General features: G+C 59.0%; 8 protein-coding genes and 2 pseudogenes. 8 read left to right on the forward strand and 2 right to left on the reverse strand.

Annotated features, from left to right (window positions below; genetic code table 11):
• Window positions 1–6: 6 nt before the first annotated feature.
• Genes AC13FW_RS09235 through AC13FW_RS09245 form a run of 3 tightly spaced genes read left to right on the forward strand, consistent with a single transcriptional unit; the run spans window position 7 to window position 3,235 of the window.
• Window positions 7–1,149, forward strand: a complete 1,143-nt coding sequence (locus tag AC13FW_RS09235) for a CBASS cGAMP synthase (protein ID WP_332807259.1) — start codon at window positions 7–9, stop codon at window positions 1,147–1,149.
• On the forward strand, window positions 1,146–2,768 hold the full coding sequence (locus AC13FW_RS09240) for a ThiF family adenylyltransferase (protein ID WP_332807258.1): 1,623 nt from the start codon (window positions 1,146–1,148) through the stop codon (window positions 2,766–2,768). Before AC13FW_RS09235 ends, AC13FW_RS09240 begins: the two co-directional genes overlap by 4 nt.
• On the forward strand, window positions 2,765–3,235 hold the full coding sequence (locus AC13FW_RS09245) for a Mov34/MPN/PAD-1 family protein (protein WP_332807257.1): 471 nt from the start codon (window positions 2,765–2,767) through the stop codon (window positions 3,233–3,235). The genes AC13FW_RS09240 and AC13FW_RS09245 overlap by 4 nt, the downstream gene beginning before the upstream one ends.
• Window positions 3,236–3,376: 141 nt before the next feature.
• On the opposite strand, the gene AC13FW_RS09250 is transcribed toward AC13FW_RS09245, so the two are convergent.
• On the reverse strand, window positions 3,377–4,531 hold the full coding sequence (locus tag AC13FW_RS09250) for a hypothetical protein (RefSeq protein ID WP_332807256.1): 1,155 nt from the start codon (window positions 4,529–4,531) through the stop codon (window positions 3,377–3,379).
• Between the two features lie 857 nt (window positions 4,532–5,388).
• Between AC13FW_RS09250 and AC13FW_RS09255 the strand changes: the two genes are divergently transcribed.
• From AC13FW_RS09255 to AC13FW_RS09275, 5 genes and pseudogenes are all read left to right on the forward strand, one after another.
• Window positions 5,389–6,132 carry a hypothetical protein gene (locus AC13FW_RS09255; protein ID WP_332807255.1) on the forward strand — a complete coding sequence of 248 codons (744 nt, stop codon included), beginning with the start codon at window positions 5,389–5,391 and terminating at the stop codon, window positions 6,130–6,132.
• Window positions 6,129–7,979: a hypothetical protein gene (locus AC13FW_RS09260; RefSeq protein ID WP_332807254.1), complete on the forward strand. Its 1,851-nt coding sequence runs from the start codon at window positions 6,129–6,131 to the stop codon at window positions 7,977–7,979. The genes AC13FW_RS09255 and AC13FW_RS09260 overlap by 4 nt, the downstream gene beginning before the upstream one ends.
• Entirely contained in the window at window positions 7,979–8,977 is a 999-nt protein-coding gene (locus tag AC13FW_RS09265; protein ID WP_332807253.1) for an ATP-binding protein, read from the forward strand. The genes AC13FW_RS09260 and AC13FW_RS09265 overlap by 1 nt, the downstream gene beginning before the upstream one ends.
• A gap of 1,308 nt (window positions 8,978–10,285) precedes the next feature.
• A pseudogene (locus AC13FW_RS09270) lies at window positions 10,286–10,792 on the forward strand (Wadjet anti-phage system protein JetA family protein); the annotation flags it as partial.
• Window positions 10,684–11,016, forward strand: coding sequence for a Wadjet anti-phage system protein JetD domain-containing protein (locus AC13FW_RS09275; RefSeq protein ID WP_478414327.1), 333 nt, complete (start codon window positions 10,684–10,686; stop codon window positions 11,014–11,016). The pseudogene AC13FW_RS09270 and the gene AC13FW_RS09275, both read left to right, overlap by 109 nt.
• Before the next feature lie 308 nt (window positions 11,017–11,324).
• On the opposite strand, the pseudogene AC13FW_RS09280 reads toward AC13FW_RS09275, so the two are convergent.
• Window positions 11,325–11,448: pseudogene (locus AC13FW_RS09280) on the reverse strand (integrase catalytic domain-containing protein); the annotation flags it as partial.

The raw sequence follows: 11,448 nt of genomic DNA on the forward strand, positions 1-11,448 counted from the left end.
ACCCATATGCTCAACCTCAGCCCACTGTTGTTCACCACGGTCGCCGATGAGGCGTGCCTGCATTCCAACCTGGACTTGAGTGACGCCGAGCGCGCACTGATTGCGCACGCACGGACTGAGGTTCGCGACTGCCTGCGTACGGGCATTCCTCGTGTTCTGGCTGAACGTGGATACACCGATACGGTGCCGCAGCCGCGATTCTTCACGCAAGGCTCGTGGGCATACAAGACGCTCAATGCACCGGCCAAAAAGCCGCAGCAGGCCGACGTGGATGACGGTTGTTACCTGCCGATGAGCTTTGTATCTCAAGGCACGCGGCCGAGCGTGGCGTCCACCATTTTCTTCGAAGCCGCTGAGCAAGCACTTGCTCCGTTGATCGAGCGGAAGAATTGGAAGCTTGTGGACAACAAGGACACCTGCATCCGGATCGTCATCTGTGGCTTTGCCCACATCGACATCCCGCTCTACGCCATCCCGGACAACGAGTTCACTGCATTGGCCAAGGCGTCCATGGAGCAGTATGGATTCGACTCCATAGCCGAGGCAGCCATCTATGCCGAACGCGACGCATGGACCGCCCTGCCCCGCGACAAGGTGCTTCTGGCTCACCGCAAATGTAACTGGATGGCCTCAGACCCCCGTCCCGTCAAAGAGTGGTTCCTGCAGGAGGTTGACGAGAAGGGCGAGCAGTTCCGCCGGGTCGTCCGTTATCTGAAGGCCTATCGGGACTGGCACTGGGAGAGCGGCGGCCCTAGCTCTATCCTCCTGATGGCAGCTGCAGCCCCCATCTTCGAAAAACGTGACCGGCGCGATGACCTTGCGCTACTGGATGTCGTCGCTGCGTTGCCGGCGCGGCTGCGGGCGGGGGTGGTAAACCCGGTGGAAAGCGGCGAGTCGTTGACCGATCGCCTTGGCAAGCGCGGGGTGGAAGACGCCGCACAAGCCTTTGAGGCCCTTGAGGTCATCCTTCGCGGTTGCGTGAATGCCTCCAGTCCTTCCCAGGCTTGCGTGTGGATGCGCAATGAATTCGGCGATCGATTTCCCGCCGATGAGGCGCGTATCAAGGTGGTGTCGGTCGTCTCGACAATCGGTGCCACTTCGCCGCAGCCCGGACCCAGTGAACTCATCGGCCGGAGCAAAGCGGGGTGAGCCGCGCCACGCCCAGCCAGGTGATTGAAGCATTTGCACGCGAAGGCTTCGAATTCGCGGGCAAGGCCGACAACGGCTGGTTCCGGGTTTCTGGGCGCTTGTTCTCGGACGTCACACCGGAGGGTGTGCCATGCGAAATCAAACTGGATCCCAACTTCTTCGAACTTCCGCGCGTCCGGCTGCTCGAGATTCCGTGCCATCTGCCTGCTGCGGTCCCCCACCTCAACGCCAATGGCGTGCTTTGCTACATCGCCAATGGCACGGTGACCTTGGACATCTATGACCCGATCGGCCAGTCGCTGGCTTGCCTGCGGCAGGCACAGCATGTGTTTGATCGGATCATGCGAGGAGAGATGGTAGAAGACTTGGCCGAGGAGTTCTACGCGTACTGGAGTGGTGCATATTGCCTTACCGACCTCGACGGAAATGCTCAGGGACGTCAGGAGTGCTTCGTCGTGGATGGCAACGAACGCCCAATCTGGTTCGTCACAGACAACCTTGCGCGAACCAAAAAGAAGGCTGAATTGCTAGGGTTCACCCCAACCGACAGGACCACCCCAACCTACAGAATCAAGACCAGCGCCCAACCACGCCCTGTCCCAGGCGTGTGGCCGCCCACCACCGTCAGCTCGCTGCTGACCTGGCAAAGCCAACTGGACCGTCGCTGCAGGCGAAGCATCCATCGTCGTATCCTGCAAGGTGAACGCGATCGCCTCAATGCACTTCTTATTCTGATCGACTCACCAAAAATGACCTATGCCTTTGGGGTCATCTATGAGCGAAATGAGCAGGTGCCGAGGGTGAAGTTCGCATATCGGCGCGATCGAACGCTGGGATTGCCTGTACTCCCGTTTTCCGTGTTCAGAATTGACGAGCACTACATCGCCGAGCGCAATATCCCAGGCCGCATCACTCTTGCGGGAAAGGCAATTGCATTGATCGGTTGCGGGACCATAGGCGGCTTCCTGGCCGAAATGCTGGTGAAGGCTGGTGCTGGAACTCAGGGTGGCATGCTGAAACTGATCGATTTGGACACGCTCTTGCCTCAGAACTTGGGGCGGCACCGGTTAGGTTTCCCCTCCCTGCTTCAGAACAAGGCCGTGGCCATGGCCGATGAGCTTCGGCGCTTGGCACCTGGCGTATCAATTGAAGCGGTCACACTAGATGCCCGCGAGGTTGACCTGTCCGATCAGCACCTTCTCATTGATGCGACCGGCGAAGAGTCGTTGGGCCATTGGCTGGCAGACTACTACCCACGGCCGACTCAAGTGCTTTCCGTCTGGATTGAAGGACCTGGAGTCGCCGTGCGAACGTTGCTTAGAAAGCCGCAAGGCGGCTGCTATCGTTGTCTTTGGCAATTCACCCGTCGCGGAGAGTTTTGCTCGACCACCGAACCATTGCCCAACATCCTGGCAGGGCACGGGTGCGAGGGTTTGTACGTGCCCTTTAGCGCCTCCGCTTCCATTCAAGCAGCTAGCCTGGGGTTGGATGCTGCGCTCGATTGGGCCAATGACATCATCTCCCCCGCTCTGCGTACGCGGGTCTTGGATCGTGACTTCGCACAAGCTGCGCCGGACGGTGAGCTGCCCATTGAACCCGATTGCCCAGCATGCCAATGACGAATGACTGGTCCAGCTCTGATCAGCGCAGGCTTATCCATCTGTCGCCGGCCACCTTGGAAGTGTTTGCCCGCTATGTACAAGACAGTGACCAGGCTCCCGAGTCAGGTGGGCTGCTTCTTGGAACGGTGCATGGCGAGCATCTGATCATTGAGCAGGCCACCGCCCCAACCGTCTGGGATCTGAGGCTGCGCACCTTTTTCCATCGCTCCGCTATAGGTCATGCCAAGCTTGCACTTGATCGATGGCGCGCCTCCCGTGGCACCGTACGGTACCTGGGCGAATGGCATACCCATCCGGAGGACTACCCAATCCCGTCTGGGTTGGACCGCGCGGAATGGCGCAGACTGGCCGCGGGTAGAAGAGACAGGCGACAACAGCTTTCAATCATCGTCGGACGAGCTGGCCTCCATGTCGAGTTGGTCGGCAGTGATGGCGCAGGCGACGTTTTTCAACCACATCAGTAGCGGCACTGACCGTCAACGACCCAGCCGGGGTCAGTGGGCTGGCGCATGTTCAAAATGCAAGAAACGAGGTCGCCCCAGTCTTGGGGAGCCACTGCTCATGCGGGTGAAAGGCGATGCAATCACTTCGGCTCACGGGATCGGTCAGCCGCTGCGATGAACAATCATTGCGGCAGCGGTACTGACGCGGGAGTAGCGGGAGCGAGTGTTCGGCGGATGGGGCAGGAAGTTAGCCAGGTGAGCATAGGCTTCGTTGATGTGCTTAAACTGATGAAGATGCGCGAGTTCGGCTTCACAGCTGTCCTCGGGAACATCAAGCAACGTCTCTAAGCCGTCGGCTATGTTCAATCCGTCAAACGACAGTTCTTTCCTCTCCTGTTCGCTAAGTTGAGGCAGAACAACATCTGTCAGCGCCAGCGCGTCCGCAAACTTGAGGCGGTGGGCGGGAAATTGGGCAAAGAACTCGTGGCTTTCATTGCTGCAGGGGGCCACAGGAAGCATGCACGGCAGGTCATCTGTAAGCGACGTATTGTCCTCAGAATCTGGGCAGCAAAGTGGCTGTGCAGCCTGGCCGAGTGGGTACCCAATCAACTTCGCCGGTAGCGCGCCATGCCGGCGCCGGATGATCCGTTGTTCGACCAACATGCTGAAGGCGTAGCTAGCGTCTTTTCGAAGTCTGCGTGTAGTGCAAAATCGCGCCACGCCCCATCGCAGGACTTCTCGGTGCCCGATAGCCGCTTCGAGCCGACCGCAATCCAGCGCAAGTAGGTAGTTGCAGGCGCACACGCCAAGAGCATCCAAGCAGCCGCCCTCCACGAGGTTGTACATGGACTCCACCACGTCCAACTGACTCGGTGCGTATGTACTGAAGCCTGGAACCTCGTGGTAGGCGGCTACCAATCGTTCAAGCACAGTTGGGCGATGCAGTCCAAGCTGCTCCATCAATGTGCGACGAACATCGATCAATTGCTCGGGTGTGCATTGCAGTGGTCCGCTGATCTTCCAGATGGGGTGCTCATACGCCCACTTTGCGACCCAGAAGCGTGGGTCGCCATGAACGGTATCGACCAGTTTTCCATCAGCAAGACTTGCCGGGTCTTGTCCCGTGCTGAAGTAGCGATACAGCGTCCTGGGGCGTGTTCCCGCACCCCCTTGCCCAAGTAGGCCGGCCCGGGCAAGCAGCGCCTGGTCGGCTTCGTCCCAGGTCAGGCTCTGTCCCTGTTGTTGTCGAACTAGCCAAGCCCATATGGAGTTGCGTACAGCTTCGGCACCGTCAATGGCAACTCTTCCAGGCGGCATAGTCTTGGATTGTTTTTTGGGGGGTTAAAAAATCCCCCTTCGCGGGATACAAATTGTGCATCATTGACGTTAACTGTCGAAAGAGGTGCAGTTGTGCCCGACCAGACCTCGGTGCCGTCCAGTGCCGCCAATTGCATGCAGGAGCTGCTGGAGCGCCACGGGGAGCTCATGGGGGGAAGTGATCTGCAGAGAAACCTCGGCTTCGTGAATGGTCGTGCCTTCGGTCGAGCAGTCCAGCGGAACCTTGTGCCGGTGCGCACCTTCCCCCTTCCGGGTCGCCGAGGATAGTTTGCCAGAACACGAGACGTTGCCGCGTGGCTTGAATCGCTTTAGCGCGAAGTCTGGTGCAGGCACGGCAGTGCGCGCAGCAGGTAGCGAGGAACACCAGGCGACCGTGGTGCGGCTGAGTTCGAAGGCCGGCGGAGCCAATCCAGGCCGTTAGTGACAATCATGGAGGTCTCTGAAGCCCCAAGATAGACAAACTCCGGACTACGGAAACGAAATCGCCCCCGCGTCAACGGAGGCGATTGTCTCTCGCCGGAGCGAGAGATGGCGAAGCACTACGCCCTACATTCGTAGGCTCCCTCAATTCCGACTTCGTGTCAAGCAGCTTGGCTGCTTGCTCGGGCACCCGTGCGTCTCCGAAGCCCATCTGGCCAAGTCGGACACTACGTCGTGCCCGCCCCTTTCCGGCCGGTCCGCTTTGGACCCGCCTGGCGCCCATTACTGGGCACAAATGGAAGTCGACGAATGCTTGCGAGTTTCGCCACAACAAGGGCGGGAGCCCCCCATCGCTGCGCGCGCGCCTCTGCCTGCGTAGATTCCGTCCGCCGTTCCCGCTGCCAAGGGAGCCGCAAATGAAAACGGATCCCCTTAACACCCTCTTGCCATTCCAAGGCCTCCGATCTGCAGAAGTGGCTCAGCCGCTCCACAACGGGCAGCGCCGGCCCATGGTGGCCCGCGAGCTTTCCGCAAGTCAGATCAAGCGCGACGATGTTTTCATGTTCTTCAGCCCCAAAGAAGACCGCCGAGTCAGTGTGCTGGGACCTCTGCAGCTGGCTCTCCGACTCCAGCTTGAATTCGATCCGGTGGTGGCCGCAGCAACCGAGCGCCCCCGCTCCATCCCCGTAGGCACCGAACAAGTAGAGCTTCACTTTTGGTGGCAGTACGTAGGCGGAAGTGAGTTCTACGCTCTGGTAGTACCAAACGCGCAAACGGTACCGGGTACCGACGGCCAGCGCCGCCCCCGACAACTAGATCGCCTCCAGGCGGCCGCCCGGGATGCGTCGATCGCGCTCAAACTCATCACGGAGGACCAGCTTAAGAGGCCTGAGGGTAGAACCGAGCTGTGCTATCAGCTCTTGGGCATCTGTCAGTCCGCCCGCGATCTCGGCAGTGCCCTGATTCTCAGGAACGAGGTCGCGGCCGTCGTCAATCGGAGCGGGCGTATCACGGCCAATGAGCTGTTTGGAGAGTTGGGCCATTTCCCGCAGACACATGTCCAAGCCGCCCTGGTAGAGCTACTGCACATTGGATATCTCTCCACAGACGCAAATCCACGCATGTCTGGCCGCGCACGGGTGTGGAGGGCGGAAGGATGAGCAGCAGGGTCACCATCGAAGATAGCAATGCTATCCGTGCCACCGCGAAGCCTGATGAAGCATCGGTTCGCCCAGAAGATCGCGAAGCCTTTCGCGCTCGAGTGGCGGCGTTGGACAGCTGTCTGGATGGCGCGACAGTCCAGGATGCATCCAAGCGCTGGGGTGTTCCGCGTAACACCGTGTCCCGAATGATTGCCAACGCGTGCCTTCTCGATGAAGCGCACGCCAGAATCGGATACCGGGCATGCGTGCCACACATGCGTTTCAATCAGTCAGAGCGGAAAGCTGCCATCGTCCCGGCCAGTCCGCACGCCTTTGCCATTGACGCCGTCCTCAGCGCCGTTCCGGAGCTTCGAAAGCTCGTCGAGAGCTTCCGGGGAACTTTGCCAACCAAGACGAAGCGTAGTCCAGGCTTCGATCGACTACACAGACAAGTCACCAAAGTACTCGGCCACCAGGGTTACGGAACGATGTATCCCCTAAACACTGGCGACCAAGGGCGTCGGCGGCTGATTCAGTACATCAAGAGGCTCAGGGGAGCGCGGCAAGCAGAGATGACTGCCAACCTTGCAGAGGACCCGAGCGCTACCCGGATCGAGCACCTGCTTACCATTCGGCCCTTTGATCGCGTCGAGTACGATGAGCATGTGATCGACATCGACGCATGGGTCGCCATGCCGATGGCTGATGGATCTTTGCGATTCGAGAAAATCAGTCAGATATGGCTGCTTGCGATCATTGATGTAGGTAGTGGAGCCGTCCTCGGATGGCGTGTTGTCACTGGTCGGAAGTACGACCGGCATGACGTGCTCGCACTGTTCGCTGAGGCAATGGCGCCATGGGTGCCGCGAGAGCTGAGCCAGAGCGAGATGCAGTACTCGCCAAACGCTTGGATGCCCTCAGCGTACTTGACTGACAACACAGTGATGCGCAGCACCATGGTAGCCATGGATAACGATTCCTCGCATTTGGCCAAGCAAAGCGTGGACAACGTCATGGACCATCACATGGGGATCTTGCATTTCGGTCGCTCTGGCATGGGAGAGGGCCGACCCCACATTGAGGCCTTCTTCAAGAGGATCGAAGATGGCCTGTTCCGCTATGTCGCAGGTGGATATTCGCCCGCTACAGATATCAATGAGAAGCAGATTACGAGCACCTTGGAGGGCAAGGATTACCCTGTCCTTCTGGAGGTCTTTGAGGACCTTGTGGACACTTACGTTACGGCATATAACGTAACGAGCCGGTCTACACGTGAGCCAAGGTCACCTAAACGCCTGATTGACGAGCATCTCGCCAGCGGCGCGTGGGTTTGGCATGCGCCGGGAGCAGCGCGGAACATCCGTCAGATGACAGTTTTTCGGAAGCGCGTGACGATACGGGGATCACAAGGCAAGGGCATTCCACCCGTCGTCTATCTTAACCATGCCCGCTATCGCTCACCCAAGCTCTTCGGTCAATGGGATCTCATTGGCAAAACGTTTGACGCGACCTACGAGGACTGGCAGGACGTCCGGTTGCTGACGCTCTGGTGGAAGGATGGAAAGCGGATGGTGACCCTGCACGCCATGCCGCCTTACTCGGAATGCGCCCATACGCTCTCCGTCAGGCTTCGCGCAGCAAGATGGGCCAAGCATCCCGAGGCGAAGGATCAAGAGTCGTTTGACGTCATGGACAATGTGCGCGCCTACCATGACGCGGTTCGTAAAGCCGCTACGGGCATTAAAGACCCCGGCGCGAGGCTCGCCGCCGGCGAGGTTCCCAATGCTCCTCAGACTCGGAAGCTGGAGATTGAGGCCCCTCTGAAGGGGGTGCGTCAGGGTCTCACCACCATGAGGCTCCGCTAATGAACAATCTCATGCCTCTCTCTTCCCACCCAATGAGTCAACGGGTTCGCCCGACGATCCAGACGTTGCCGGTGGTCCGCCTGGCGCTGGCCACGTCAGTCTGCCTTGAGTATGGCCGGCCCAGCCTGCGCGTCATTGGCGATGGGCGTGCAGGCAAGTCCACTGCAACATTGATGCTGGAAAACACAACGTCGTGGCGCCCCTTCTCGTGCGGCTTCCTTCGTATGGTGGTTGGACGGCCAGCCGTCGCCAGTGAGGCGAACTTCTTTCGGGAAGTAGCCCTAGGGTTGGGCATGAAGGTGCCGCGGATCACCACCACACAAGACTTGCTGTTGCGCATCATCCGTGCTTTTGAACAAGAGGCAGCCCGCTCTGCGGCCGAGGTGGTGATGCTGGCGATCGATACAGCCGAGAACCTCACGTTAAAGGACTACGAGCACCTCGCAAAGCTGCAGAACCACTTCTTGGGCAGCGTGGTCCAGCCCTTCTTCCTGTTCATCCACCAAAGCGACAGCCAGATCGAGGGTGCTGATGATCTCGGCAAGGCGGCACCGCCTCACCTGTATGGAAGGTTCTTTGTTGATAGCCACGACTTCACGGGGTTGCTCTGGACGATCCCGCCGGAGGATTCTGACCAGGATGCCTGCGATGTCGCCTTAGCTTTTCGAGAGTTTGATCAATCAATGAGGTGGCCTGAGATCACGGGCCCGACCTATACAGAGGCATTCGCACCGCTAGCCTATAGCGCCGGTTGGCGACTGGAGAAAGAGACCGATGCGATAAGGCGGCGCATTGAAGTGCTCTGTGCAACGCACGGGTATGCGATGAGCAGGGACTGGCTCATGGTTTCCTTCAACGCCTTCGTGTTCGATCTGTTGACTAAGGTCGCAGCCGGACGTGCTGAATTTATGGCCCTTGCCGAGGATGACATTGACACTGCCCTAAAGCGTAGTGGCTTTATCGGCTTTGAGAGTGCAAGGCGCAGGTCGTCACGATGAGCGCCCCCCCCCTCCTCCGCGGATCATTGGTTGGTGATGATCTGAGCCTTGTGCCTTATCAATCGGCCTTCGGCTGTGCAGTCCGCTTGGCACGCCTGAACCAGGTCAGAGTTCCTGCTGAGTACAAGGAGCTTCTCGGCATCAAGACAGGCACATCTCAGACCCTGCTGCATGCACTGTCAACGTCTCGCGCTCAACAGGAGGCGCTAGCAGGTGCGCTCGGTATGGCGCGGCCTGCAGAGTGGGAGCCGGCGCAATGGTATCCGTTTCAGACCAGCATTCCGAGCGAGACCTTATTCTCGCGATTTCGCTATTGCCTTGCGTGCATCAGGCTGGGCTTTCATTCGATCTTGCAGCAACTGCCCTGGATTGACGTTTGTCCATGGCACCGAACGCGTCTGCGCGTAGGTTGCCCGCGCTGCGGGCAGGAGCCGTGCACATCCGCGAGATCTGGAATGCGATTGTTGACTTGTGTCTGCGGTTTTGACCTGGTCAACGAGTCGGCATCGGCTCTGCAGCGCGTCGCAGCCCGGCGTTCGGCAGAGATGCAGGCGGCCTACCTGGAGTGGTGCGGTCATGCGAGGAAGAGTGCACACGTGATTTTTGTACCTGGAGTCTCGATTAGCCGGGAACAGCTTGGCCGATTGATTGATCTTCCACCGTGGTTACGAGACCGGCCCAAGTCACACCATACAAATGTCAGGTCTTACTGCATCAGTAAACGCACAACAACACCTCACACGTCGCACGAACTTGGGAGTCTGGCGCTCGGTCGGGCGGTGTCCATTGTTGATTCCCAATTCCCGGCATTTGGGCACATCTCAGTTAACGTGGCCAAGATGTCCGGCGTACCTCGGCTCTCAATGTTGGACCACGTCCGCCTTGGGTTGCCCGAGCCTCTGGGTAGCGAGAACCCGATCGACCCTGCGCGGCGTGGGGTCTTCGCGGTACTGATACTCCAACCTCAGCTTTTGCACCCTGTGCAAGCTGCATTTCTGCTCCGGATGAATGAGGCCTACGATAGACATGGCGACATTGATGACGCGCCAACTCATCGCACGACCACCACACTGGTTCATAGGGTCCACGATGCTCTGCTCTGCAGGGCCTACGCAGAAGGGATGATGGTCGTGGCGTGCGGCACCGAGGGTGACAGCTTGCCGCACCGGTATCGGCGGCCCTCTCCTATCGGCTTGATGGTGTTGGACTCAGATCCTCGGATACGCACAGTGTTGTAGGGCCGCCGCCCCTTGTGACCGCGATGGATCGGATTGACACGGGCATAAGCGCGTTCCGGTTAGGGCCAATGAGATCGCCAACAAGCTCGTCGAGACTGACTGGCTGTCTGAGCGAAGGCGTGGCGCAGTGAAAATGCTCACGGTGCGGCCTGTCGTGGCGCAGTTCTTCAACATCCTCTGCGACTTTGCCACCCGAGAGCAGGAACTCCTTGGCAGCAAGTTCCGATCCATCCTGCTGAACCTCAAGGCGGTCCACAGCGGAGAGGCTGGTGGAGAACAGTTCGTGGAAGCCGCCAGGCAGGCCAAGCAATGCATGGCGCATATCGTCAACACCGCCTGCAAGGTTCAAGACGTCATGGAAGAGCTCTTGCGTAGATCAACCGCAAAGGAATTCGTAAAGGGATTCTTCGAAGAGTACGTGCAAGGGCTTTTCATTGCCGACTACAGCGAGCTTCGAACACGGGCGGAATGCCCTCCCCTGCTTGGGCGAGTGCGTATTCCAAGATACTGGAAGCATGTTCGCCTTCGATCCAGATCTTCCACTGGGGCGATATTGACGCTGGCGGCTTCCGAATAGCCGCCCGCATTAGAGAAATTGTCCCTGCCACGCATCAGCTCCTGCCATGGTTGATGGATCCTAGGGAACTTCCGCCCTCCATTGAGAACCAAGAGACAGAGCCTGCGACGAAGTCCGCTGTGGTGCGACACGCGATGCGTGCTGGCTGGCCAGACTTGGTGGCTGGGCTTGATGAGAGGTGTATTGAACAGGAAGCGATTGAGTCGCGCTTGCCCTCACGATGAACGGCCTCCGGCCCGCCGCGACAAGAGACGCTGGCAGGTACCGGTGACCGGGGACGCTCAGATGAGGGTCGCATCTACCAAGTACTAGGCACGCCCGACCGCATTGCCAATGCATCATGTGTTACTGCATTTCTTTGCCGATGCCCCAAGATGGCTGCAGGATGTTGCTTATGCGCCAAGTTCGCTGCATTGCGTGGATCGATATCCGTGTTTGCGGCATTGAGCCATGCAGAAATCTGGTGCATTCGAGTTGATGCGCCCTTGTAGATCAATAACTTGCAAGTCACGACCATTGGCGCGTGCAACAGGCGCAGGGCGATTTCCTTGTCGTGAGCCCAAGCCACCATCGCTTTTCCGCAAAATTCCTTGCCATTGTCCGTCCTGATGACTCGCGGCAGGCCGCGCTGAGCTGCCAGCCTGTCCAGTACCCTG

Source organism: Stenotrophomonas sp. 21LCFQ19, from assembly GCF_056861425.1.

Excerpts from the sequence above, each read along its gene's own strand:
- AC13FW_RS09255 (WP_332807255.1), top strand. The coding sequence starts at position 5,389 with ATGAAAACGGATCCCCTTAACACCCTCTTGCCATTCCAAGGCCTCCGA.
- AC13FW_RS09245 (WP_332807257.1), top strand. The coding sequence starts at position 2,765 with ATGACGAATGACTGGTCCAGCTCTGATCAGCGCAGGCTTATCCATCTG.
- AC13FW_RS09260 (WP_332807254.1), top strand. The coding sequence starts at position 6,129 with ATGAGCAGCAGGGTCACCATCGAAGATAGCAATGCTATCCGTGCCACC.
- AC13FW_RS09275 (WP_478414327.1), top strand. The coding sequence starts at position 10,684 with ATGCCCTCCCCTGCTTGGGCGAGTGCGTATTCCAAGATACTGGAAGCA.
- AC13FW_RS09265 (WP_332807253.1), top strand. The coding sequence starts at position 7,979 with ATGAACAATCTCATGCCTCTCTCTTCCCACCCAATGAGTCAACGGGTT.
- AC13FW_RS09250 (WP_332807256.1), bottom strand. The coding sequence starts at position 4,531 with ATGCCGCCTGGAAGAGTTGCCATTGACGGTGCCGAAGCTGTACGCAAC.
- AC13FW_RS09235 (WP_332807259.1), top strand. The coding sequence starts at position 7 with ATGCTCAACCTCAGCCCACTGTTGTTCACCACGGTCGCCGATGAGGCG.